Origin of the sequence: Brevibacillus sp., from assembly GCF_003521185.1 — a bacterium.
GTDB classification, from domain to species: domain Bacteria; phylum Bacillota; class Bacilli; order Brevibacillales; family Brevibacillaceae; genus Brevibacillus; species Brevibacillus parabrevis.
Map to the genome: position 1 here is coordinate 17,986 of NZ_DOTK01000066.1, position 22,462 is coordinate 40,447.

Sequence of the window (22,462 nt, forward strand, 5' to 3'; positions counted from 1 at the left end):
GCGACACTTTGCCCGTCACCGAGCCAGTCGGATGATCCGATCACAAATCGTTTCCGCATCCTCCTTGTCATGGGTCACCAATATCGTCGTGATGTGCGCGTGGCGAAGCAGCTGCTTCAAATCTTCCCGTATTTTCTTTTTCAAATCCGCGTCCAGGTTGCTGAATGGCTCATCCATCAATAAAATCGCGGGACGGGGCGCCAAAGCCCGGGCAAAAGCTACCCGCTGCTGCTGCCCGCCGCTCAACTCGTGCGGATACCGCTTTCCGTAGCCCTCCATCTGTACGAGAGACAGCATTTCCCCCAGACGTTGTTCCCGTTCCCTTTTGGTCAGCCGATGCAGTCCAAACAAAATATTTTGTTCGACGGTCAGATGAGGGAACAGAGCGTAATCTTGAAAAATCATCCCGACCCCACGATGCTCAGGCTCGACAAACTGCCGCGGATCGACCAGCACTTTTCCAGCGATCAAAATCCGCCCTCCCGCAGGAGCTTCCAGCCCGGCGATCAAGCGCAGCAACGTGCTTTTTCCACAGCCGCTGCTTCCCAGTATCCCGACGATCTCCCCTTGCTCCATGCGCAGCGAAAAATCGCGCACGACAGGCCCGCTCCCCGTATCATAGCCAAATGTGACGTTCTCCAATTGAAAAAAGCTCATTTTGCCTGCCTCTCCCCCAGCCAGTGATAAAAGTAAACCGAAACGATGCCGACACCGATGATGAGCAGCGAAGGAATCGACGCCTGATGAATTTGCTCATCGCTGGCGTATTGGTACGCTTTCGTCGCCAATGTTTCGAAGTTGTAAGGACGAAGCAGCAAAGTAAGCGGCAGCTCCTTGACGATCTCCATGAACACGAGGATGAACCCGGTAATTACTGCGCCCTTGATCAACGGCAAATCCACTTTGAAAAAAGTGCGCGTCATCCCCATGCCGAGCAAGCGGGACGCCTCCGCATAACGGTTTCCCGTCTTTTCAAACCCCGCTTCCACTGCGTTGTAGCCGACCGCGAGAAAGCGGATGATGTACGCGAAAATGAGCATGAACAGCGACATGCTGATGACCAGCTTGCCTTCCGCGAAGCCCAGCCAGGCGTACAGCGGCGCAAGCTCTTTGTCGAGTGAAATCACGACGGCAAGCACGCCGATGGACAATACCGCTCCCGGGATCGAATAGCCCATGGAAATCAGCCTGGTCATGACCAGCGAAAATACGGAAGTTCGCGAATAGCGAATGACGTTTGCCACTGTGACCGCCAAAATCATCAAGAGCGTGATGGAAATACAGGAAATCAGCAATGTATTGGTCAAAAGCTGCACAAATACGTCGTTCAGCACTTCCTTGTACGTCCACGTCGCCCAAACTGCCAATTGCGCGACCGGAATGAAAAAAGACAAAGCTGCGACCGCGACACAAAAGCACAGCACCGCGTACTTGGACAGTCCCTTCAGCTTTCTCCTGCGCAATGGCGTCATGCGGTTGGTCGGGGAACTGAACTTTTTGCGTCTGCGCACCAGCCGTTCGACCACAAAAATCCCGATAATCAAGCTCATGAGCCAGGCCGCCAGACGAATTGCAGAATCGACGTCATACATGCCGAACCACGTCTTGAAAATGGCAGCCGTAAACGATTGAATGCCAAAATGCTTCGTGACGCCAAAATCGTTTAGCACTTCAAACGCAACGAGACTTGCCCCGCCGGCAATCGCAGCCTGCGAGAGCGGCAGCACGATGCGCAAAAAGATGTGCAACGAATTTTTCCCCAGCAAGCGGGCGTTCTCGATGAAAGCCGCGCTCTGCTTCTCCATGAATGTTTTCGCAATCAAATACACGTACGGGAACAAAAACAGCGTGAAAATAAAAATAGCGCCCTTCATGGACATGATGTCAAAATAGCGCTGATCGGGAGCCAATCCCCATTCATTTCGCAAAAAAGTTTGAATACTTCCCGTATAGCTCAGCATGTTGCCGTACGTATACGCGGCAATATACGGCGGGATCGCCAGCGGCAGTACGAAAGCGAACGAAAAAAAACGCCGCAGCGGAAAGTCGTAGGCAGCTACCAGCCAAGCCAGCGAAACGCCTACGACGATCGTACAGGACACGGTTCCCAGCACAAGCAAGAGCGATTGCAGCGCGTAGTCCAGCAGCATGTATTCCTGAATATGCTGCCAGTTCTCGGTTGTTCGAGCAAACAGTCCGAGCAAAATATAAAGAGACGGGAGAAGGGCCAAAACGGCCCCTGTCACGCTCAGCGCTACCCACCCGTTCCACTTTCGTTTCAGGCTTCTTCGCAACGCAGCTCCCGTCATCTTTTATTTCCACCCTGCCTTGTTCATCAGTTCAACGGCTTTTTTGTTGTTCTCGCCGAGCTTGGCAAAGTTCAGTTCTTGTGTTTTAAACTCTCCCCACTCTTTCAACAGCGCTGGCTGCTCTGCCTCGGCGTTGACAGGAAATTCAAAGCTGCCTTGTGTCAACATCGTTTGGCCTTCTTTGCCCGTGATGTATTCCACCAGCTTGATGGCATTGTCTTTGTTTTTGGCGTGCTTGGTCAGGCCGATGCCGCTGATGTTCATATGTGTGCCAGTCGTAGTTTGGTTCGGGAAAAATACGCCGATATTTTCTGCGACCTTCACTTCTTCGGCGTCTTTGGAGTTCAGCATTTGCCCGACGTAGTAGGTGTTCATGATCGCAACATCGCCGATCTTGGCAGCGATGGCTTTTGCCTGATCACGGTCGCCGCCCTCTGGCTTGCGAGCCAGGTTGTTGACGAGGCCAGTTGACCAGTCCTGGGCAGCCTGTTCGCCGTTCAGCTCAATGAAAGAAGCGACCAGCGATTGGTTGTACAAGTTGGAAGAAGAACGCACCAGCACTTTGCCCTTCCATTTGTCGCTCGCCAAATCTTCATAAGTAGACAGCTGCTCCGGCTTCACGCGGTCTTTTGCATACACGATGACGCGAGCGCGGGTCGCCATGCCGATCCACTCATTGTCGGAATCGCGCCATTTGCTCGGCACGTTTTTATCTACCTCGGCGGAAGTGATTGGTTGAAGAACGCCATTTTGTTTGGCATAGTTCAGCACGCCGCCATCCACGGTGATGAACAAATCCGCTTCCGAGCTTTCCCCTTCGCGCTTCAGGCGTTCAACCAGCTCCTCGGCAGTTCCTTTTACTTCGTTGACCTTGATCCCGGTTTGCTTGGTAAACTCGCTGAACAACTTGCTGTCGATCTCGTAGTGTCTGGCCGTAAATACGTTGACAACCTGATCCTTGCTTGCCTTCTCGTCCGCTTTTGGCGCTTCCGTGCTGGCTTGCGGCTGATTCGCGCTGCCTTCGCCTTGCCCTTGTCCGGCACCGCAGCCTGCCATGAACGGCACGGTCAGCATCGTAAAAAGCATGAGACCGAGCATGCTTGTTTTTCTCATCTTGATTCGTCCCCTTTACTCCGGTTGTTTTGATAATGAATATCATTTCCAATCGACAAGGCTTATTCTAGCGAAACAAAATGAGAAAACGATGAGAAAATCAAAAAAACATTTTTCGTCCTCATTGCACGCCCGCGCGAATCGGCAAGAAGACGTTTACAGTCGTCCCTTCCTGCTCGATGCTCTCGATGGACAAAGCCCCGTTGTACCGCTCGACCAGCCGCTTCGCGATCGACAAACCAAGCCCGTTCCCTTCTGCGCTGCCGCTTTTGCGGTTTCGTGCCTTGTCTACCCGATACAGGCGATCTGTGACAAAAGGCAAATCTTTTGCCGGAATGCCAATCCCTGCATCCTTGATGGCCAGACACACTCTTTCTTTTTGCACCGTCGCCTGCACAGCGATCCGTTTTCGTTCCCGCGAATACTTGACGGCGTTGTCGAGCAGGATCAGCAAAATCTGCTCCAGGTGCTCCACCGATATCGCAAGCCTCACTCCTGACAACTCTCGCAAGTCACGCTCCATGGTGAAAGCCGGATGCAGCACATTCACTTTTTTGATCGTCTGCAAAATGACTTGCTCCGGCTCGCACACAGCCGTTGCTTCATCCATTTGCAAGTTTTCCGCCCGCGTCAGTGCCAGCAGTTCTTCTACCAGCGCTTTTAACCTCGCCAGCTCCTGAATCGAGATTTGCAAAGATTCCTCCAGAACGGCAGGGTCATGCTTGCCCCAGCGATGCAGCATGCCCAAATGCCCTTCGACGATCGCGATTGGCGTCCGCAATTCATGCGAGGCATCCTCGACGAATTGCCGCTGCTGTTGAAAAGAACGTTCGACCTTGTCCATCATGACGTTAAACATGTTCATCGTCGTAGCAATCTCATCGTGGTTGTCGTAAAAGGCGATCCGCTCAGCCAGCCCTTTTTGCTTCACATTTTTCATCGTCTGATTCATCGCCTGCAGCGGCTTCACCAGCTGGCGAGCCAGCATCCGCCCCCCGAGGCCGCTGATGATAACCGCAACGAGACAGCCGATCGCCATAAATTGAAACAGCGCTCCGCTCAGCTGCTCAAATTCGTTGATGTTTTTTACAATCTCCACCGTGCCGTCAAACTGAAAAATCGTGATCGGCCGCTCCATCAACAGCAGATTGCCTTTGACGTGCATGCTCCGCCACTGTTCGTGCGGGGAGCCTGTGATTGTGGCTGCCAGGCTGTCCTCGATGCCATTGGACACGGCAGCGACCGGGTTTCCTTGTTCGTCGAGGATGCGGATTCGCTGGTCTTGCTGGTTGATTTTTTGCAGGAAGCCGCGCATTTCGTCGAGATCGGCCCCCTCAAAGGAAATCTCCCTTTCCAGAGCAAAATTGAGAATCTCGCGCATCGTTTTTTCGGTGGCTTGTTCCTCCTGATGGATCATCCATTTTTCCACAAAAAAGTATTGGACGGTATTGTAGACGATGAACACACAAAACAGCAGCACGGACGACCAAAGGGTCAGCTTCCATTTGATCGGAAGTCTGGACAGTCGCGACGGGGTGTATTTTTTCATTTGCGCATCACGTATCCGATTCCGCGAACGGACTGAATGTAGCTGCCTTCCTGTGCCGAGTCGATTTTGTTGCGCAAGTAGCGCACGTACACGTCGACCACGTTCGTTTCCACCGCCGACTCGTATCCCCATACCGTGTCCAGCAGCACATCGCGGGGCAATACGCGGTTGATGTTTTTCATGAACACCACCAGCAGATCATACTCTCTTTTGGTCAGCTCGATGGTTTGGCCGGCTTTTGCTACCGTGCGGGCTTCCAAATCTGCGACAAGCTCGCGAAAAGCAAGCTTCGTCCGCGCCAGGTCGGTCTGTTCCTCCTGTCTGCGGAACACGACCCGCATTCGCGCAAGCAGCTCCTCAATGGCAAACGGCTTCGGGATGTAGTCGTCTGCGCCGCTGTCCAGACCCGAGACGCGATCATCGATACTGTCCCTGGCCGTCAGCATGATGATCGGCGTTTTTTTGCGTTCGCGAATGGCGCGGCACACTTCGATCCCATCGATTTCCGGCAGCATCAAGTCGAGCAGTACGAGATCCCACTCTTCCTTTAGCGCAAGCTCCAGTCCTGTTTTTCCGTCATCAGCGACAACGACGGAAAACGATTCGTGGCGCAATTCAAGCTCGATAAATCTTGCCATGTTTTTTTCATCTTCAATCAAAAGCACTCTTTTCATCGTTTACTCACCTTTTGTCCCTCATGGGGAAGTCCATCTGATTGTAGATGATAATAATTATCAGCGTCAACATAAGCGACTCGTTCGTCGATGAACCATCCGCCCATTTGCTACATAGGATGATCATCGTAACCATTCCATCATGAGGGGGATGTGGAAATGAACGGGTATTCGCCTTATTTTTACGACGCGAGAATGATTTCTTCCTCATACCCGGCTGCGCCGACACAAGCCTATGCGCAAATTCAGGGCGGGCCGCTGGCTCCGAACCTGAACGGCTATGTCGTCTTCACGGACGTTCCGTACGGGACAGAGGTGTATGTGGAAGCGATCGGTTTACCGCCCTACAAGCCTGCATCCGGCAATCAACAGCCGATCGGTCCTTTTGGCTTTCACCTGCACGACCACGGCGTGTGCACTGTCGGCAATGCCGACGATCCTTTTACCGCAGCGGGAAGCCACTGGAACCCGACCAACCAGCCGCACGGCAACCATGCCGGCGACTTCCCCGTACTCTTTTCCAATGACGGGTACACGCGAATGAGCTTTTTTACCAACAAGTTCAGGGCAGCAGATGTCGTCGGAAGATCAGTGATCATTCACCAAAATCCCGACGACTACCGGACACAGCCATCCGGGAATAGCGGCAAAAGACTCGCCTGCGGCATCATCATGCCCGCCTAGCCCCATCACAGCTCAACTCCATGACAAAAGCAGCGCTTCTCCGCAATCTCTCCCCCGCCCTTCCTGCCATGGACGCCAAAAAGCACAGAGACGCAGCCCCTGTGCTTTTCGTTTTCTTTTTTCCTTGCCTGTCTATCCGCGCAGCAGCGACAGATCGAAGCGAGGGACAAGCCCTTCCTCGGCTGCACGACCGAGCAAGGCAGTAATCGCCGCATAGCCATCTTCGCCCAAGTCTCGGGTAAATTCGTTTACGTACAAGTCAATATGTGCCTTGGCAACCTCAACAGACAGCTCTTGCGCATGGCACATGACATACTCCTCGGATGCTGTCGGGTTCGCCCAGGCGTACTCCACCGATGCCCGCGTCCAGTTCGCCAGCGACTCCAAATCCATCGATCTGCGCGCGATGATCGCTCCCAAAGGAATAGGCAGATTCGTATCCGCCTCCCACCAGTTGCCGAGATCGGTCATGAGTGAAAGACCGTAGTTTTGATAAGTAAAGCGCGCTTCGTGGATGACCAGCCCCGCGTCGATTTTGCCGTCTCGTACAGCTGGCATGATTTCATGGAACGGCATCACGACGATTTCTCCGACGCCTCCCGGGACGTTTTGCGCTGCCCATAAGCGGAACAACAAGTAAGCTGTGGAACGCTCGCTCGGTACCGCCACCCGTTTGCCGGACAGCCGGGCCGGATCGTTGGCACTCGCGCCGGAATCGCCTTGCGTCAGGACAAGCGGGCCGCACCCTCTGCCCAAAGCCCCTCCGCACGGAAGCAGCGCATACTTGTCCAGCACCCACGGCAAGGCGGCGTAAGAAATTTTCATCACTTCCGGGCCTTCCGCCCGCGTCGCAAGCGTATTCGTAATGTCAATATCTGCGTACATGATGTCCAGTTCCGGTGCGCCAGGGATCAAGCCATGCGCCCAGGCGTGAAAGACAAATGTATCGTTCGGACACGGTGAAAATGCAATCTTCATCTACAGCACCTCCCGCAATACTGCGCTTCCTTTTTGTAAAGCTTCCAGAGCGTCTTTGATCCGCCAAGCCGACTTGTCGCGCGGGCCGATCGCATTGGAAACTGTTCTGATCTCCAGTACAGGCACTCCGCTTGCTTGCGCGGCGATGGCAACGCCGTAGCCTTCCATTGCCTCCGCGAGCGCCCCCGGCATTCTTTCTGCCAGTGCCTGCGCCGTTTGCGCCGTTCCCGTCACCGTAGACAGCGTCAAAATTTGCCCGCGATAAGCAGGCAAGCCCGCCTGCAACATGGCTTGCTCCACCTGCTCTGCCAGCTCATCCGGGACTGGTACGCGCGCAGAACCAAACCCTAGCTCGTCCACACTGTGAAAACCATCCGGTGTCTCGGCCCCCAAATCGGCGCACACAATCTCGCTGGCAACCACGAGCGAACCGACATCTGCGCGTCCGACGAATCCGCCGCATATTCCGGCACATACGACCAGATCGTAGCGAGCTTCGGTCAAAGCCCGTGCTGTGCTGGCAGCCGCAGCTGCTGGCCCCACGCCTCCGATCAAAAAGGTGAACCGCTCATCTTCACCAATACCTGCGATGACCGCATCCCGTTCAACCGCTACCGATGTAACGATCAGGATGCGCTGCTTTTTTTGCTGATCAAGCATCTTTTCGCCTGCCCTCCTTCCGCTCTCCCTGCTTGTTTTCATCCTGTTTGAAAAAACTTTTTCCTCCTCCACGTTATCGCTACTTTTCTTTGCTGTAAAGTGTTTGACTTGTTTGTATAGCGAAAGGAAATTACTTACACTGAGATTGGGAATACTGATAGTGAAACTGCACCTTCCTTGCCGGAAAGGTATTGACAATGTGCTTCTAATAAAATATATTAGGTTACGAAACGTAAGTTAATTATGTTGAATAAGTTCAACTTTTTTCATCCACTATGTAAATAAAACACAATCTCCTGGAGGTAAATGATCATGAGCAAAGACTTTTTTACAGCCGTTAAAGACAGAAGAACTTATTATGGAATCAGCAAGGAAGCCGTTGCTTCTGACGAGCGCATCCGCGAGCTTGTTGAAGAAGCCGTAAAGCATACTCCATCTTCCTTTAACTCGCAAAGCGCCCGCGTTGTTGTGCTTTTGGGCGAACAACACGATAAACTGTGGAACCTCACAAAAGAAACATTGCGCAAAATCGTTCCAGCCGAAAACTTCGCTCCTACGGAAGAAAAAATGAACGCATTTGGCAATGGCTACGGCACGGTTCTGTTCTTCGAAGACCAAAGCGTAGTGAAAGGTCTGCAAGAAAAATTCGCAGCCTACAAAGACAACTTCCCGGTTTGGTCCGAGCAATCCTCCGGCATGCTGCAATTCGTCGTGTGGACTGCCCTGGAAACAGAAGGATTCGGTGCATCCCTGCAACACTACAACCCGCTGATCAATGAAGAAGTGCAACAAACATGGAACCTCCCAAGCGAGTGGAAGCTGATCGCGCAAATGCCGTTCGGCAAGCCAACCGCGCAGCCTGGCGAGAAACAGTTCCAGCCAATCGAAGAGCGCGTGAAGTTCTTCGCCTAATTTTTTCACGGCTCATGACAAGACGGCGCGAAGCCATTTCAGCTTTTCGCCGTCTTTGTCTATATTTTACCGGGAAGATATTAAAGTAAGCGATTGATTTCCGCATTTGTCTGTGGTAGTATTAACTTAAACAAAAGATGTTTCAAAAAAGCGTTCACATATTGTAAAGGGTTTACAGTTATGTTTGAACCTTTCACAATGTGTGAATTTTATTTTATCCACAAATAAAAGTTGCATATTCATTTTAATATTGTTGGAGGTAACACCCATGCAAACAGGTACAGTAAAATGGTTCAACGCTGAAAAAGGTTATGGTTTCATCGCAGTTGAAGGCGGAAACGACGTATTCGTTCACTTCAGCGCAATCACTGGCGACGGCTTCAAAACTCTTGAAGAAGGCCAACGCGTTGAGTTCAACGTAGTAGAAGGCAACCGCGGCCCACAAGCTGAGAACGTTGTAAAACTGTAATTGACTCACGAAGCTGCCCTTGCTGCATAGCGGGGCGGCTTTTTTTACTGCCTTTTTCAGGCGGAAAAAGTCGTTTTTTGTCGATCGGCGTTATAAAATTCGGACTTTGTCCCTAAAGAGCTGTTGACAATAGTCAACGCTCCCCATATAATCACGTTATAATGCAGCGAAAAGCAATGGCGCTTTCCAGCATGAAGTTTTCAAAATTTTACGCAATGATAGTGATTCCTTCGCTTATTTTCTAACTTTGTTTGAAAGCGGTTCCAGATGGTTAGCAATCATAAAGCTGTTTAAACAAGTCCATACAAAATAAGCAAAGGCGCTTAGGTACATCCTGTTTTCAGGGATTCCTAAGCGCTTTTATTGTTTACATCTTTCAAAAAGGTGGGGTTGTCCATGGAGCACATTGGAAGTGTCATTATTTACATCATCATGCTATGCGCAGTCATCGGTGCGATCGCAGCAATCCGCAACAGCGATGAAGGGCTTGGCAAGGAGTTCATGGAAGGGATTCACTCAACCGGTTACATCTTCGTACCTGCTGCCGGTATCATGGCCTCTCTCCCTTATATTTCCTGGTTTGTAGAAAAAGCCGTATCGCCGATTTTCCACAAAATTGGCGCCGACCCTGCCCTGGCAGCGACCGCGATTTTGGCCTCTGACATGGGTGGATACCAATTGGCGAACATTTTGAAAAGCTCGACCGAGGGTTGGGTAATGGCAATGGTAGTCGGTCTGATGGCTGGTGCCACGATCGTATTCTCCATTCCGATGGGACTTGCCATGCTGGACAAGCGCGACCACAAATACATGGCGCTTGGCGTCATGTCCGGGATTTTGACTGTTCCGATCGGCGCTTTTATCACCAGTGCCATTCTCTCTTTGACCAATGCGCAAGTGCGTGCTGAAATCTCTACGAATGCTGACTCCACCTACGCTTTTGCAATCGGAATCGGCCAGGTTTTGCTGAACTTGTCTCCTATCCTCATTTTCGTAATAGCGATTGCCGCTGGTCTGCGCTTCATGCCTGACCTGATGATTCGCGGATTCATGATCTTCGGTAAAACAATGGACGCTGGTATCAAACTCGTACTCGTGTTCTCGATCGTGCAATACTTTACTGGCATCTTTACTACCCTCTTTGGCGCTTGGGGCTTCGATCCGATCATCGCCGACCCGAAAGACCAGTACCGCGCCCTGGAAACAGCCGGTTATATCGGTATCATGCTCTGCGGTGCGTTCCCGATGGTATACTTGCTGCGTAAATACGCGGCGAAGCCACTGGAAGCACTCGGTAACAAGCTGGGTCTTAGCCCAACAGGCAGTGCGGGGCTTCTGGCAACTGTCGCAAACATTTTGGCGATGTTCCGTCTCGTGCGTTCCATGCCGCCAAAAGACAAAGTGGTAAACATCTCGTTTGCCGTATGTGCAGCGTTCTTGCTGGGTGACCACTTGTCCTTCTCTGCGAACTTCCAGCCTAACATCATCTTGCCTGTCATGCTCGGCAAGCTCGGCGCAGGTGTCATTGCAATCGCGCTCTCTTACTGGCTGTCTGTGCCAAAAGCACTGGAGCTGGAGAAACAAGATCGCGCAGCTGGCATCATCGGCCCTGATGAATACAAGGATCACCATGCATCCAATAAAGCTGCTTCTGAAGTAGCTGCTACGAAAGAATAAAAAGCAAGGCCGTCCATCAAGGGCGGCCTTTTTGCTGTTTGTATGCAGTATATATGTCAAGTCATCGTCACGGCGCCCGCAAAATGATGCTCACACCGCCAAGACAGCCTCATGACACCGAGCCAGTCGGACAAATCCGCTGCTTTTTTGCGCCATGCCTTGCGCAAAAAAGCAACACGTCTCAGAACGTCCTGCTGTACATACGCTGTACTGTATTGGCAAAAATGCGACAAGGAGCTGATTTCTGGATGCATTCCCCTGTCTATTTGGGAAACAATCGGCTTTTGCTCACGACTTGCTATGGCAAAAAGCTGCTTAGTCCCTCGGAAGACTTGAGTGTGGGCGTTGAGCTTGCGGCAAACGGAACCCATGAGAGCCCGCTGACCCGCTATTTTTGCCAGCAGGTGAAGCCTCGTCAGGTCGTTGTAGAGCTGGGTGCCCACATCGGCTATTTTACCATTTTGCTCGGTCAATTGATCGGACCGACCGGAAAGCTGTTTGCGCTAGAGCCGCACCCGCGCTGCCATGCCTTTCTGCTGGACAATCTCTCTATCAACTATTTTCACGACCGCGTACAGAGCTATCGGCTGGCGGCCTTTTCCCGGAAGTCGCGCATTTCGTTCTACGCCTCCCGTCGCTTCCTCGGCAACAGCTCGCTGCAACAACACAATGAAGCTTACCACAAGCACTATCTGGATGAATTTGACCAGCTCGAAGTGGACGCTGTCGCCGTCGACGATCTGCTTCCGCCAGACCAGAGCATTGATTTCGTCAAAGTCGATATTGAAGGCGGCGAATACCAAGCTTTTCTCGGCATGGAACGGGTACTCTCCACCCAAGCGAAAAACGTCGTCTTTGAGCTGAACCGCAACATGCTGCAAGCGGATTGGGAGCCGTTCGCCCAACTGCTTTGCCACTATCGCCAGACGTTCTCCAAGCGCTTCTTCGTCCTCAATAGCGAAGGCTCAACGGTAGAAATCGACCTCGATATCGTGCTGGCGACCGGAGAGTGCCCTTATTTGATTATGACCGATTGATCTGCGGCCAAAATTCAATTATACATATCAGAATTTGCTTATTTTTTTTGTGTAATGTGCAATTGAGCAGTAGTCAAGCAAAAATGAATGTTATAATAAAAAGGTACAAAATTTCACAATGGGGAGAGAAACGATGGAACAACTCAATGCACAATCGACTCATCAAAAATTACCCATTGGAAAGTTGCTGAAGAGAATCTTCTTTATTCTCGTCGGTGCTTCCCTTGTATCTGTGGCTCTGGAGATTTTTCTGGTGCCGAACAAGATCATCGACGGAGGAATCGTAGGTATCTCCATCATTGCCTCGCATCTCACATCTCTGTCTCTTGGCATCTTCCTATTCTTGCTTAACTTGCCTTTTCTCATAATCGGCTATAAGCAAATCGGAAAGACCTTTGCAATCTCTACGCTTTTCGGGGTAAGTATCATGTCCCTCGGAACCACTCTGCTGCATCCCGTTCCCGGACTGACGGATGATCCGCTGCTTGCTGCGGTGTTCGGCGGTATTATCATGGGGATTGGAGTGGGACTTGTTCTGCGCTACGGCGGCTCTCTGGATGGTACGGAAATTATCGCGGTACTGTTTAACAAAAAGTCTCCGTTCTCCGTTGGTGAGATCGTCATGTTTATCAACCTATTCATTTTGAGCAGTGCCGGATTCGTATTCGGTTGGGATCGCGCGATGTACTCGCTGATTGCCTATTACATTGCTTTCAAAATGATCGATCTGACCATCGAAGGCTTCCAGGAATCCAAATCCGTTTGGATCATTAGCGAAAACCACAAGTTGTTGGGAGACGCCATCGTTGCCCGTTTGGGACGCGGTGTCACCTACTTGAAAGGGGAGGGTGGTTATACCGGAGATGACAAGAAAGTCATTTTCTGCATCATCACCCGTCTGGAAGAAGCCAAGCTGAAGCTGATCGTCGAGGAGCTTGATCCGAATGCCTTCCTGGCAGTCGGCAACATCCACGATGTACGCGGCGGGCAGTTCAAGAAAAACGCCATTCACTAAGAAGCTCTGCAAAAAAAGTGCCGCCTGACTATCAGCGGCACCTTTTTTATGTCTTTGTCGGCAGGCTGCCATGACTTGCTGTCTGCGTCTGGCAAGGAAACATCATCACTACCTCTGTTCCCTTCCCCGGCTCGCTTTTGACCTCGATGTTCCCGGCGTGGGCGAGAACAAGCTGTTTGGCGATAGCCATCCCCAGTCCGGTTCCGCTCGTATCCTCTTTGGTGTGCCCCCCGCGATAATAGCGTTCAAACAAGCTCGCTTTTGTTTTTTCGTCCATCCCCGGACCATTGTCCGCGATGCGAACTGCAAAGCTGTCAGGGGCAGCAAGACTGACCTCTACGCGCACAAGCGTCCCTTTTGGCGTATGCCGGATCGCATTGGTCAAAATGTTGATGACGATCCGCGAAAACCATTTCGGATCGAGCAGCGCCACGATTTTTTCCTCTTGAGCCTCAAACTCGATCTCGTGCCCAGACGCGCTCGGCTCGTTTACCAGGTCAGCTGTCATTCTGCGGATCGCCTCCACGACAGACACTGGCTCTTTCATCAGCGGCAGCGCGTGATTTTTTAAACGGTACGTCAAATTCAAGTCTTCGATCAAGCCATTCATGTAATCGGCTTTCTCCCGGATCGTTCGGCCAAACTGGTTTACTTCCGCCCTGCCCCACTCGTACTGCTCCGACTCCAGCATGGTCGCATAGCCAAAAATCGAGCTGAGCGGCGTCTTCAAATCATGGGAAAGCCCGGATATCCATTCTTCGCGCGTTTTCTCGATGTCTTTTTGCCGTTCTTCATTGGTCTGTAAAGTATGGCTCAGCTTCGCCAACGCGTCAAAAATGTCCTGAAAGACGGCGAACGACTTTTTCCGCTTGCCTTTTCGCGTCGTTCCGATGCGCCGACCGTTTTTGCCAATCGGCTCTGCATAGCGTCCTTGCGCCAGGTTGCCCAGCCAGTTCACCATATGCAAAAGCGGTTTCCCGACCCGCAGCGCATACCAGCTGCCCGCCAGCAGCACAGACACAATCAGGACGGCGCCCACCTGCAAAAACGAATAGGCAATCATGTTGTCGACGGACTCAGCCGCAGCTCCCGGGCGATACCACGGGTTGGCAACACCCACGATATACGTAAAACCGCTCGCCTTGTCGTAGCGGCTAGTGGTGATGACAGGGACGTTTCGACTTTCTTTGCCGTTCTGTAAAATCGGGATCAGATCGAGCTGCTTGGCTGCATCTGCTGCGTTGTACTCCGCGACGAGCTTGCCTTGCCGATCATAAATGGCGTACCAGCCCTTTTCCCGGGAGAAGCTGTTCGCAAGCTCGGCAGGAACCGGGGAGCCAGCTGTCGGTTTTGCTGCCAAAAGCTGCGCCATCAAGGCGTTTTCCGGAGCTGGCGTCCCGTACAGCACGATTACTTTTTGCTCCGACAGCTCCTGTTCTACCACCCAATGCTTCACGTAGTAAGCCGAAGCCTGGTCGTTTTGCGTCTGCGTGATCCACTCTCCCGGCTCATACGCTTGCGGGATAGTCGCCGGGGTGCGATACGCATACAAAAGCGTCCCTTTCGGATCGATAATCTGCAGCCAGCCGTTGTGGCTATCGACGCTTTTTTTCACTCGGTCGTTGACACTTATCTTGTCTTGCTCCCATTCGAGCTGCATGCGCAAATCGGAAGCGACCAAGCGGGACAGATCCGTTTCCAGCTCCTCGTTCATGAGGCGATAGCCCAAAACGATGAGCGAGCCGATCAGGCACAGAAGCAAAACCAGCAAAAAGCCGAAAAACTGGCGAACGTATTGGATGATCAGCTTTTTGCGCAGATTCATGCCTGTCTCCCTGGCGTCACCAGCTTGTATCCCAATCCTCTGACGGTAAGCAAATACTTCGGTTGTCCCGGATTTTCCTCGATTCGCTGGCGCAGCTTGTGGATGTGCACCATCACCGTATTTTCATCGAACAGCCCATACTCGTCCTTCCAGACGTGATCGTAAATTTGTTCTTTGGTGAACACGCGATTCGGATTTTGGCAAAAAAACACCAGCAAAGAAAAGACTTGCGCCGGACAGTCAACCTGCTCGTTGTTCACGGTTAACTCGGCTGCCTCCGCATTGACCTGAAAACGGCCGAAGTCGTAAATTTTCGCTTCCGGCGCAGGTGCTGGCCCGCCCAGCGTTCGGCGCAAGTGCGCCTTCATCCGGGCGACGACTTCCAATGGATGAAAAGGCTTGGTGATATAATCGTCTGCCCCGTGAGCAAAGCCGCTCAATTTGTCAAAGTCGGTTCCTTTCGCCGTCAGGAAAAAAATCGGCGCTTTCGTGCGCTGGCGAACAGCGGAGCAAAGCTCAAAGCCGTTTTTGTCCGGCAGCATGACGTCGAGAATCAGCAAGTCATATTGGCGTTCCTCGACCATCCGCAGCGCCTGTTCGGCTCTTGTGCATGTATCTATATGTACGAAGCCTTCTTTTTGCAAAACGGTTTTTAGCATGTGCAAAATCGCTTCCTCGTCATCTACCAGCAAAATTCTCGCTTCTTGTTCCACATTCTCACTCCCTTTTCCCCCTCATCATATCACGAGCGGGGGCAGCCATTATAAAAGATAAGGTAATGGTAAGGTTGCGTTTTCGTAGAGGAAAGATTCATCCTTTATGCTGTAGGAGAAAGGAGCGAATAACACTATGTGGGCTATTTGCAGGCATGAATATTTTCGTTTGTTCAAAAGTATCAAGTCACTGATTACGATCGCCTTTATCGTCGGCGTGTCGTATTGGGTTTCCGATCTGGTCAATCAGGCGGCAACTTTGATCCCCCAACAAGAACTGGCGAAGGGACACGCCTTGGGCGTTTTTGTATTGATTATGCTTTTGGGACCGCTCTTCGTCTTTAGTCTGTCGCATGACGTCATCAACCGTGAGCTGGCAGGCCGGACGATTCGCTTTCTCGTCACCCGCACTTCCCGGAACAAGATCATCCTGGGGAAATTTCTCGGAATCCTCTGCTTCTGGCTGAGCTGTCTCGTGATTACTTTTGGCGTCGTACTCGCTACTGTGCATACGTTTGACGCCAAAACCTTTTTGCACTGCTTGTCGCTGCTCGTCTACTGCATTTCGCTGGCTCTCTTGCTGTCTCTCGTAGTTCCGCGCCCGAGCTACACGATGTTTCTCGGTATTGTCGTGGCGATGCTGCTCCCGGGTCTTGGATTGTGGAGCACGTTTTCCGAGCAGCCTGCTGCACAGTGGATCGCTTACTTGACTCCGTTTACTTACCTGGAAAAAGGCGGCGCGTGGGTCGGAGTCATCTGGGGCTATGTCGTCCTGTTTCTCGGCGCTTCCATGTACTTGTTCCAAAGGAGGGATTGTTAATGGCCGTCTTTCAAACGCTGGAATTGAGCAAACGTTTCGGTGACCGCACCGTCGTCGATCAAGTAAGCCTGTCTGTACAAAGCGGGGAAATCTTCGGGTTTCTCGGGCGAAACGGAGCCGGAAAGTCTACTTTTATCAACATGCTGACAGGGATTATTCGCCCGACTTCCGGACAAATCGAGATGTTTGGCCAGGACGTCCGTGATGAACAATGGAAACGGCGCATTGGCGTCTTGCCGGACTATTCCACTTTTTACGACTCTCTGTCGGCTGCCGATCATCTGCGCTATTTTGCCCGTGTCAAAGGGGTTACCTTGACGAATGAGGAGTGCATGCGCATCCTCGGAGCGGTAGAGCTTGCTGAACATGCTTCGCGCAAAGCAAAAACTTTTTCTTTCGGGATGAAAAAGAAACTCGGAATTGCCCAGGCAATGATCGGCGATCCGGAAATTTTGTTCCTCGATGAACCTACCTCTGGCGTTGACGTCGAATCCGCCCTGCACATTCAGGAGCTGCTGCGCCGTCTGCACGAGAAGGGCAAAACGATTTTTATGACCTCGCACAACTTGCATGAGGTAGAAAAGATTTGCACCCGCATCGCCATCATGAAAAGCGGAAAAATCGCTTCGCTCGGCAGCCTCGACGAGTTGCAGGCAGCGCAGCAGACATGGCGGCAGGTACAAGTTCGCCACTCCGCTTTTGCCACTGACGAGCACCCTGCATTGCACGCATTTATCGCATCGCTCGGTCGCAACCTCAGTTGGGGGGATGGTCGCTTTTCGCTTCAAGTGGATGAGGAACAAAAAGTCGCCGCCCTGGTACGCGCGCTCGTACAGGAACGCGTGGATATTTACGGCGTGAATGTGGAAGTTCCCTCTCTGGAAAAAATCTTTATGCAGGATGCTGATACCTATGTCTAGCAAAATGATTTTACTGATTTTGTCCACTGTCTTTGTCTATCGGATTATCTTCAAAAATGACGACTTGTGGACTCCCTCCACATGGCTCCTGATCGGAGTGATTACCGTGAACTTGATCATCATCGTCCGGAAGAAATGGACAGAACGCGGTACAGGCGAGTAAACGAAAAAGACAGCTTTTATCCCGACATTTTTCCGGGACGAAGCTGTCTTTTTCGGCGCAACAGATCACATGAATGATAAGTAAGACGGCAGTTGATCAAGGCGTTCGATCACGGCCAGCGGCTTGTGGTCTGTGGTCGCCGTCTTTCCTTTCGGGTTGAGCCAGATCGCGCTAAAGCCGGCATCGATGGCTCCGGCGACATCTGCTTCCCACGTATCGCCGACAAACAAAACTTCGCCGCTCGCTGCTTCCAGCCGTTCCCGTGCCGTGGCATAAATGCGCGGGTCTGGCTTGTGATAGCCCAAAAGCTCGGAAATAATCACCCGATCTTGCGGAAAATAGGAGGACAACCCTAAACGTTCGAGTTTGATAAACGCCATATCAACCGGGCCGTTGGTGACGATGCCAAGCTTGTGCTGCTCCGCCAGCTGCGCAACGATTTGTTGCACGGATGGATCAGGCTGTACGGCATCGAGACACGCCGCCTGGTACGCACGCTGAAAATCGTCCACGTCCCGGGCTTCGATGATCCGGTTGAAATCAGCCATTGCCCTTTGCATCCGCAGTTGGCGATACTGCGTGAAATCGTATTTTTTCGCAATGACGTCGATCCACAGATCGTCACCGTGGCGACGCAGCGCCGAGAGCAGTCCGGCAGCATCCATGCCTGCTGTTAATGCATGAGTGGCAATCGTTTGCTGCATCCCCTGCTCCCAGCAAGCGGAAAAGTCAAACAGCGTATCGTCGAGATCAAACAGGATCGTACTGAATCGAGACAATGTAGGTCACTTCCTCTTCCATTTTTCCTCTAAATAATACCTGCGCAAGGCTCTGTCTTTTGCTAAGATCATTGTAACGGATTATGAGAGCCGCCATCACGTTTTTGGCATCATTTGCGAAAAAGGAGGAGGATTGACATGTCAGAAGAGAAGCTTGACCAGCTGCTGGAAGGAATGAATGAGCTTCGTTTGGTTACTCGCGCTCTTTTGGATCGAAAGGATAAAACAAACGCCAAACTGGATGCTTTGATAAAGGAAGTGCTGGAGCTAAGGGCACTGTTTCGGAGTTGAAACAAGATATCCCTGTGCTCAAGCAGGATTAGCCTAGCTGATCGGCTTTTTCATCGCCGATTGCCGTACGATTTACTTCGCAGCTAACTCTTTTTCCAGAGCTTCTCTCAATTCCTCCGGCAGCAATATGGACCGCCTCGTGTTGGCATCGATCATCACCATCGTGACATCCGCATCGGCCACCAGCTCGTCATGTATGTTGAACAGCTCATGGCGAATCACGAAGCTTTTTTCTTTCACCCGCAGCGCTGTCGTAATCGCATAAACCTCTTCTCTCATCCGCAGCTCTTTGCGATAGTTGATATTGATATTCACGACCACAGGCATAATGGCCCGCCGCTTCAATTCATCGAGTGTAAATCCGAGCTGCCAGATCCAGTCAAAACGCGCCCACTCCATATACTCCAAATACTTGGCATTATTCACATGACCGATTACATCAATATCCGTAGACTGCACGGTAAACGCAAAGCGATGGGCCATTTTCTCTCACTCCTTGGCTGTTGTTTTCTTTAGTATAACGAAAATCGGCAACTGAGTGAACATTCATTCAAAATTTTCCGAATGATCACGCTGTTCTTTCCCGTTGATTCTCCTATAATAAAAGAAAGGACAAGCGCCTATTACGGTACGTGAAAGGATGGTTCCATGTTCGAGCAAGAATTGCTGCCTTCTCTGCAAACAGCCCGTTCCCGCTATTTGAACACACTTTCGAACCTTAAGGCTGACGAGCTGCCATTGAAGCTCGCTCCCGAATCAAACTCCATTGGCTTTTTGATTCGCCATATCGCCGAGGTCGAATTTCGCTTCTGTACCATGTTTTTTGCGCGTCCGCTTCCTGATTATATCTCCTCTCTGGCCACGATTGGTCCAGTCAAGGACGAAGGCAATTTTACTGATATGAATGGGCTTTTAGCTATTTGCGAGGCGTCTTACGATTATCTCGTCGATGCTTTGACCACTCTGCCACAGGTTGCCTGGGATGTGGCATGCGAAGCTCCCATCGGCACGCTGACTCCCCGTCAGGCTCTCGGTCGCCTGATTTATCATATGGGGTATCATGGCGGACAAATCGGCCTGATTCGCAAATACGGCGGCGCAAGATGACCTTGTCCTTTTCCGGAAAACAACTCGTCATCCGCGAGATGCAGCGTGCTGAGCTGCCGTACGTGCTCGATATGTACAACAGCAATCCACAGTACAACTTGCTGCGCTCCCGTACCGACACCATGAGCCTTTCCGAGTTGGAAGCGGAGTACCATTCTGCGCTGGCGATCCCCCATGGCTATTGGCTCCTGCTGACGGTAAAGGAAGCTCCCGTCGGTGTGATGCACGTCGTCCTCTCCAGCGAGCACGATGCGAAAAGCTGGGTCAGTTTGCTCGTTCTGCATGCGTCCTGGCAACGAAAAGGGCTGGGAACAGAAGCGGTGAAGCTGTTTGAAGACTTTTGCCTATTGCGCGGCACCAAACACATTCACCATGGTATTATCGCGTACAATGAACCAGCGCTGCTTTTTTGGGGCAAGCTTGGCTACGAGCAGTATCGTCAAGTAGAAGCACCTGTCGGGCAGTTGACACAGCCTGTCCTGCTGGTCGCCAAATGGCTTGAAGCTTGAACTCTCATCCCGCTAACAAGGAGGTGAATCACAATGAAGCGCCACCTGTATGAATGTGATGTGCCTGTCCTCGCCTAGTCGGTGAGGAAGCGTCTTTTTTCCTGCCTCCCGGCTATACAAGCCTATTTGTACGGATCAGATCATTCCGGGAGGGATTGTTGTTATGTCGTATTCACCATGGAAACAGTCATTGCTTGGCGCCATCTGCCTGACACTTGCGGCAGCGATTTGGGGCGGCGTGTATGTCGTGAGCAAAGTCGTACTGGAAGTCATTCCGCCGTTTACTTTGTTGATCCTGCGATTCGGCATCGCTTTGCTCGTGTTGGGAGCATTCGCTTTGGCCCGCAAGGAAGTCGTTCAGAAAAGAGATTATCCGTTGCTCATGGGCATTGCTTTTGTCGGGGTCACGATCTCGATTGCAGCCCAATTTCTCGGCACCAAGCTCTCTACGGCGCATATGGGCGCCCTGATTACTTCCGCGTCTCCAGCTTTTATTGCGATTTTTGCCGTCTGGCTGCTGAAAGAAAGCATTCACTTCAAGCAAGCCGCCGGAATCGTGCTTGCAACGGTTGGCGTGATCATCGTAATCGGTGTGCCAGATCAGGCGGATGCCCAATCGTCATTGACGGGAAACCTGATTCTGTTGGTCGCAGCTGTAAGCTGGGGGCTGTACACCGTCCTTAGCAAAAAAGCGACGCAGCGTTATTCCTCGCTGCTTGTCACAACGTATGTCGCTTTGTTCGGGCTCGTCTTCACAAGTCCTGTCATGCTCTGGGAGCTATCTGTCACCCCGATATCGTGGCAATTTGGCTGGGAGATTTGGGGGGGCATCCTGTATATCGGGCTAATCTCGACTGCCGGAGCGTTTTATTTGTGGAACAAGGGCTTTGAGCTTATGCAAGCTGGCAGTGGCGCAGGCTTCTTTTTCGTCCAGCCGATTGTCGGAGCTTTTCTCGGCTGGCTGTTGCTCCACGAACACCTGGGCACCAGCTTTTTCGTTGGAGCTGCCTTCATTTTTCTCGGCGTAGCCTTGTCCAATCTGCGCAAGCGCACTGCCACTGAAGCCGCCGATTTAGCGAAAAGATCATAAACAAACGCGAAAAAGGACAGCTGGCAACTCGCTCGCTGTCCTTTTTTCCATGCCGCTACGGGCAAAAATGTTGCGTAACCTTCGCTCTTCCCTCAGCCATATCGACCGTGGCTCTCGCTCCATTGACAAACGTCATTTGCGGAGGCATATGTCCGCAATCAATATCGTACAAAATCGGGATTCGCAGCTCATCCGCCAGCTCCTGGTACACGTCCTCTGCTGTATAGCCCTGAACAGCGTGATTCGCTGCACTGCGTCCAAACATGATCCCGGCACAGTGAGCGAACCAGCCTGCCAGCTTCATCTGGACAAGCGATCTGCGCAAGTCGGCAGCCGACAATTCACAGTTTTCCAAATACCACAGCAGTTGTTCATTTTGAATCATCGCTTGTTGAAACCGCGCTACATCCCCGTAAGGTGTTCCGATCACATGCCGGATCGTGTCTATGCAACCGCCAAGCAGCCTCCCCGTCACATGTACTGGCTCTGATTCGGTCGTTTTCCAACGAGTCGGCTCAGTAAGGTGAAACACATAAGGTGATGGATTGTCGTGCTGCCACTCTGCCTGGTAGTATTCGGACGCCTCTTGTACAACCTGCTCGCCTGTTTTGGTCGAAAGTACAGCCTCCCATTGGGCTGTCGTCGCATCCATGCTCTCCCCGCGCAAGTCGATCAGATTGGTGCCATGAGCCGTGGCTACACCCGTTTTCAATGTAATCGCAAGCAACAACAGACTGATATCGGAATAGCCAAGCACCCATTTGGCCGGAAATGCTTCAAAATCGAGCTGATCGAGAATTTCAATCAACAGTTCGCCACCCCATGGAGGGATGATCAGATCGATGTTTTCGTCGCGAAGCATGGCATTAAATTCTGCTGCGCGGATGGCTGCATCAGCCGACCTTGCTTTTTGCTGCGTCCATGCTGTGTCTTTGCAAACGGTTGAATAGCCCCGTTCCTCCGCTCGTTTGCAGGCAAGTGTAAGCAGTTCATGCAATTCAGCCGGCACCCCGGACGATGGAGCCGTTACGCCGATTGTGCTGCCTTTTTTCAAGACCGGATATGTAATCACAATGTTCCCCCCTCGCCTTTTTTCCATTTTATCGTAAAATCAGACAAAAAGCAGATGGATATGGATGACGCGCTTTGCTCCCTGACCATTTGAAAA

The 22,462-nt window shown here is 51.7% G+C and carries 25 protein-coding genes; 13 read left to right on the forward strand and 12 right to left on the reverse strand.

The features are described 5' to 3' along the window. Positions 1–15: 15 nt before the first annotated feature. The 5 genes from DEP07_RS19895 to DEP07_RS19915 form a co-directional block, all read right to left on the reverse strand. Positions 16–657, reverse strand: coding sequence for an ABC transporter ATP-binding protein (locus tag DEP07_RS19895; protein WP_122966197.1), 642 nt, complete (start codon positions 655–657; stop codon positions 16–18). Continuing rightward, on the reverse strand, positions 654–2,309 hold the full coding sequence (locus DEP07_RS19900) for an ABC transporter permease (RefSeq protein WP_173597099.1): 1,656 nt from the start codon (positions 2,307–2,309) through the stop codon (positions 654–656). The genes DEP07_RS19895 and DEP07_RS19900 overlap by 4 nt, the downstream gene beginning before the upstream one ends. A gap of 3 nt (positions 2,310–2,312) precedes the next feature. Further along, entirely contained in the window at positions 2,313–3,422 is a 1,110-nt protein-coding gene (locus tag DEP07_RS19905; RefSeq protein WP_122966199.1) for a Fe(3+) ABC transporter substrate-binding protein, read from the reverse strand. 121 nt (positions 3,423–3,543) lie between these two features. After that, on the reverse strand, positions 3,544–4,971 hold the full coding sequence (locus DEP07_RS19910; RefSeq protein WP_287102927.1) for a HAMP domain-containing sensor histidine kinase: 1,428 nt from the start codon (positions 4,969–4,971) through the stop codon (positions 3,544–3,546). Further along, a complete protein-coding gene (locus DEP07_RS19915; RefSeq protein ID WP_122966201.1) occupies positions 4,968–5,645 on the reverse strand; it encodes a response regulator transcription factor in 678 nt (225 codons plus the stop codon). The genes DEP07_RS19910 and DEP07_RS19915 overlap by 4 nt, the downstream gene beginning before the upstream one ends. A gap of 159 nt (positions 5,646–5,804) precedes the next feature. Here DEP07_RS19915 and DEP07_RS19920 point away from each other — a divergent pair, with 159 nt between their 5' ends. Next, positions 5,805–6,329, forward strand: a complete 525-nt coding sequence (locus DEP07_RS19920; RefSeq protein ID WP_122966202.1) for a superoxide dismutase family protein — start codon at positions 5,805–5,807, stop codon at positions 6,327–6,329. Between the two features lie 132 nt (positions 6,330–6,461). On the opposite strand, the gene DEP07_RS19925 is transcribed toward DEP07_RS19920, so the two are convergent. Together DEP07_RS19925 and DEP07_RS19930 are read right to left on the reverse strand one after the other, a co-directional pair. Next, positions 6,462–7,307, reverse strand: a complete 846-nt coding sequence (locus DEP07_RS19925) for a 1,4-dihydroxy-6-naphthoate synthase (RefSeq protein WP_122966203.1) — start codon at positions 7,305–7,307, stop codon at positions 6,462–6,464. Next, a complete protein-coding gene (locus DEP07_RS19930) occupies positions 7,308–7,967 on the reverse strand; it encodes a futalosine hydrolase (RefSeq protein ID WP_173598651.1) in 660 nt (219 codons plus the stop codon). It abuts the gene before it with no gap. A gap of 312 nt (positions 7,968–8,279) precedes the next feature. On the opposite strand from DEP07_RS19930, the gene DEP07_RS19935 reads away from it, so the two are divergent. From DEP07_RS19935 to DEP07_RS19955, 5 genes are all read left to right on the forward strand, one after another. Continuing rightward, positions 8,280–8,879 carry a nitroreductase family protein gene (locus DEP07_RS19935; protein ID WP_122966205.1) on the forward strand — a complete coding sequence of 200 codons (600 nt, stop codon included), beginning with the start codon at positions 8,280–8,282 and terminating at the stop codon, positions 8,877–8,879. A 268-nt stretch (positions 8,880–9,147) separates the two neighbouring features. Beyond that, positions 9,148–9,348, forward strand: a complete 201-nt coding sequence (locus DEP07_RS19940) for a cold-shock protein (RefSeq protein ID WP_063230452.1) — start codon at positions 9,148–9,150, stop codon at positions 9,346–9,348. A gap of 396 nt (positions 9,349–9,744) precedes the next feature. Beyond that, the gene (gene eutH / locus DEP07_RS19945) at positions 9,745–11,025 is read left to right on the forward strand and encodes an ethanolamine utilization protein EutH (protein ID WP_063230453.1); all 1,281 of its coding nucleotides are present in this window, start codon (positions 9,745–9,747) and stop codon (positions 11,023–11,025) included. Between the two features lie 248 nt (positions 11,026–11,273). Then, complete coding sequence (locus DEP07_RS19950) at positions 11,274–12,062, forward strand: FkbM family methyltransferase (RefSeq protein WP_122966207.1); 789 nt, start codon at positions 11,274–11,276, stop codon at positions 12,060–12,062. 133 nt (positions 12,063–12,195) lie between these two features. Then, on the forward strand, positions 12,196–13,077 hold the full coding sequence (locus DEP07_RS19955) for a YitT family protein (protein WP_122966208.1): 882 nt from the start codon (positions 12,196–12,198) through the stop codon (positions 13,075–13,077). Positions 13,078–13,123: 46 nt separating this feature from the next. Here DEP07_RS19955 and DEP07_RS19960 read toward each other — a convergent pair whose 3' ends face one another. Together DEP07_RS19960 and DEP07_RS19965 are read right to left on the reverse strand one after the other, a co-directional pair. Beyond that, complete coding sequence (locus DEP07_RS19960; protein ID WP_287102928.1) at positions 13,124–14,902, reverse strand: sensor histidine kinase; 1,779 nt, start codon at positions 14,900–14,902, stop codon at positions 13,124–13,126. Further along, positions 14,899–15,615 (reverse strand): response regulator transcription factor, encoded by a 717-nt coding sequence (locus DEP07_RS19965; protein ID WP_122966210.1) that lies wholly within the window; start codon positions 15,613–15,615, stop codon positions 14,899–14,901. The genes DEP07_RS19960 and DEP07_RS19965 overlap by 4 nt, the downstream gene beginning before the upstream one ends. 136 nt (positions 15,616–15,751) lie before the next feature. Between DEP07_RS19965 and DEP07_RS19970 the strand changes: the two genes are divergently transcribed. Genes DEP07_RS19970 through DEP07_RS19980 form a run of 3 tightly spaced genes read left to right on the forward strand, consistent with a single transcriptional unit; the run spans position 15,752 to position 17,518 of the window. After that, positions 15,752–16,435, forward strand: a complete 684-nt coding sequence (locus DEP07_RS19970; protein WP_122966211.1) for an ABC transporter permease — start codon at positions 15,752–15,754, stop codon at positions 16,433–16,435. Beyond that, positions 16,435–17,355 (forward strand): ABC transporter ATP-binding protein, encoded by a 921-nt coding sequence (locus tag DEP07_RS19975; RefSeq protein ID WP_287102929.1) that lies wholly within the window; start codon positions 16,435–16,437, stop codon positions 17,353–17,355. Before DEP07_RS19970 ends, DEP07_RS19975 begins: the two co-directional genes overlap by 1 nt. Next, positions 17,348–17,518 carry a hypothetical protein gene (locus DEP07_RS19980; RefSeq protein ID WP_167470373.1) on the forward strand — a complete coding sequence of 57 codons (171 nt, stop codon included), beginning with the start codon at positions 17,348–17,350 and terminating at the stop codon, positions 17,516–17,518. Before DEP07_RS19975 ends, DEP07_RS19980 begins: the two co-directional genes overlap by 8 nt. A gap of 65 nt (positions 17,519–17,583) precedes the next feature. Here DEP07_RS19980 and DEP07_RS19985 read toward each other — a convergent pair whose 3' ends face one another. Next, the gene (locus DEP07_RS19985) at positions 17,584–18,297 is read right to left on the reverse strand and encodes an HAD family hydrolase (RefSeq protein WP_173597108.1); all 714 of its coding nucleotides are present in this window, start codon (positions 18,295–18,297) and stop codon (positions 17,584–17,586) included. A 138-nt stretch (positions 18,298–18,435) separates the two neighbouring features. Between DEP07_RS19985 and DEP07_RS19990 the strand changes: the two genes are divergently transcribed. Continuing rightward, positions 18,436–18,588 carry a hypothetical protein gene (locus DEP07_RS19990; protein ID WP_229049827.1) on the forward strand — a complete coding sequence of 51 codons (153 nt, stop codon included), beginning with the start codon at positions 18,436–18,438 and terminating at the stop codon, positions 18,586–18,588. A 72-nt stretch (positions 18,589–18,660) separates the two neighbouring features. Here DEP07_RS19990 and DEP07_RS19995 read toward each other — a convergent pair whose 3' ends face one another. Continuing rightward, positions 18,661–19,071, reverse strand: coding sequence for an acyl-CoA thioesterase (locus DEP07_RS19995; protein ID WP_063230461.1), 411 nt, complete (start codon positions 19,069–19,071; stop codon positions 18,661–18,663). 165 nt (positions 19,072–19,236) lie between these two features. Here DEP07_RS19995 and DEP07_RS20000 point away from each other — a divergent pair, with 165 nt between their 5' ends. From DEP07_RS20000 to DEP07_RS20010, 3 genes are all read left to right on the forward strand, one after another. Continuing rightward, positions 19,237–19,695, forward strand: a complete 459-nt coding sequence (locus DEP07_RS20000; protein ID WP_217022467.1) for a DinB family protein — start codon at positions 19,237–19,239, stop codon at positions 19,693–19,695. After that, a complete protein-coding gene (locus DEP07_RS20005; RefSeq protein WP_173597109.1) occupies positions 19,692–20,204 on the forward strand; it encodes a GNAT family N-acetyltransferase in 513 nt (170 codons plus the stop codon). The genes DEP07_RS20000 and DEP07_RS20005 overlap by 4 nt, the downstream gene beginning before the upstream one ends. A gap of 163 nt (positions 20,205–20,367) precedes the next feature. Continuing rightward, the gene (locus tag DEP07_RS20010) at positions 20,368–21,294 is read left to right on the forward strand and encodes a DMT family transporter (RefSeq protein WP_217022468.1); all 927 of its coding nucleotides are present in this window, start codon (positions 20,368–20,370) and stop codon (positions 21,292–21,294) included. A 55-nt stretch (positions 21,295–21,349) separates the two neighbouring features. Here DEP07_RS20010 and DEP07_RS20015 read toward each other — a convergent pair whose 3' ends face one another. Further along, positions 21,350–22,366 (reverse strand): S66 family peptidase, encoded by a 1,017-nt coding sequence (locus tag DEP07_RS20015; protein WP_173597111.1) that lies wholly within the window; start codon positions 22,364–22,366, stop codon positions 21,350–21,352. Positions 22,367–22,462: the final 96 nt, after the last annotated feature.

Excerpts from the sequence above, each read along its gene's own strand:
- DEP07_RS20000 (WP_217022467.1), top strand. The coding sequence starts at position 19,237 with ATGTTCGAGCAAGAATTGCTGCCTTCTCTGCAAACAGCCCGTTCCCGC.
- DEP07_RS19940 (WP_063230452.1), top strand. The coding sequence starts at position 9,148 with ATGCAAACAGGTACAGTAAAATGGTTCAACGCTGAAAAAGGTTATGGT.
- DEP07_RS19915 (WP_122966201.1), bottom strand. The coding sequence starts at position 5,645 with ATGAAAAGAGTGCTTTTGATTGAAGATGAAAAAAACATGGCAAGATTT.
- DEP07_RS19970 (WP_122966211.1), top strand. The coding sequence starts at position 15,752 with ATGTGGGCTATTTGCAGGCATGAATATTTTCGTTTGTTCAAAAGTATC.
- DEP07_RS19950 (WP_122966207.1), top strand. The coding sequence starts at position 11,274 with ATGCATTCCCCTGTCTATTTGGGAAACAATCGGCTTTTGCTCACGACT.
- DEP07_RS19990 (WP_229049827.1), top strand. The coding sequence starts at position 18,436 with ATGTCAGAAGAGAAGCTTGACCAGCTGCTGGAAGGAATGAATGAGCTT.
- DEP07_RS19905 (WP_122966199.1), bottom strand. The coding sequence starts at position 3,422 with ATGAGAAAAACAAGCATGCTCGGTCTCATGCTTTTTACGATGCTGACC.
- DEP07_RS19930 (WP_173598651.1), bottom strand. The coding sequence starts at position 7,967 with ATGCTTGATCAGCAAAAAAAGCAGCGCATCCTGATCGTTACATCGGTA.
- DEP07_RS19910 (WP_287102927.1), bottom strand. The coding sequence starts at position 4,971 with ATGAAAAAATACACCCCGTCGCGACTGTCCAGACTTCCGATCAAATGG.
- DEP07_RS19995 (WP_063230461.1), bottom strand. The coding sequence starts at position 19,071 with ATGGCCCATCGCTTTGCGTTTACCGTGCAGTCTACGGATATTGATGTA.
- DEP07_RS19975 (WP_287102929.1), top strand. The coding sequence starts at position 16,435 with ATGGCCGTCTTTCAAACGCTGGAATTGAGCAAACGTTTCGGTGACCGC.
- DEP07_RS19960 (WP_287102928.1), bottom strand. The coding sequence starts at position 14,902 with ATGAATCTGCGCAAAAAGCTGATCATCCAATACGTTCGCCAGTTTTTC.
- DEP07_RS20005 (WP_173597109.1), top strand. The coding sequence starts at position 19,692 with ATGACCTTGTCCTTTTCCGGAAAACAACTCGTCATCCGCGAGATGCAG.
- DEP07_RS19980 (WP_167470373.1), top strand. The coding sequence starts at position 17,348 with ATGTCTAGCAAAATGATTTTACTGATTTTGTCCACTGTCTTTGTCTAT.
- DEP07_RS19955 (WP_122966208.1), top strand. The coding sequence starts at position 12,196 with ATGGAACAACTCAATGCACAATCGACTCATCAAAAATTACCCATTGGA.
- eutH (WP_063230453.1), top strand. The coding sequence starts at position 9,745 with ATGGAGCACATTGGAAGTGTCATTATTTACATCATCATGCTATGCGCA.
- DEP07_RS19900 (WP_173597099.1), bottom strand. The coding sequence starts at position 2,309 with ATGACGGGAGCTGCGTTGCGAAGAAGCCTGAAACGAAAGTGGAACGGG.
- DEP07_RS19925 (WP_122966203.1), bottom strand. The coding sequence starts at position 7,307 with ATGAAGATTGCATTTTCACCGTGTCCGAACGATACATTTGTCTTTCAC.
- DEP07_RS19895 (WP_122966197.1), bottom strand. The coding sequence starts at position 657 with ATGAGCTTTTTTCAATTGGAGAACGTCACATTTGGCTATGATACGGGG.
- DEP07_RS20010 (WP_217022468.1), top strand. The coding sequence starts at position 20,368 with ATGTCGTATTCACCATGGAAACAGTCATTGCTTGGCGCCATCTGCCTG.
- DEP07_RS19935 (WP_122966205.1), top strand. The coding sequence starts at position 8,280 with ATGAGCAAAGACTTTTTTACAGCCGTTAAAGACAGAAGAACTTATTAT.
- DEP07_RS19920 (WP_122966202.1), top strand. The coding sequence starts at position 5,805 with ATGAACGGGTATTCGCCTTATTTTTACGACGCGAGAATGATTTCTTCC.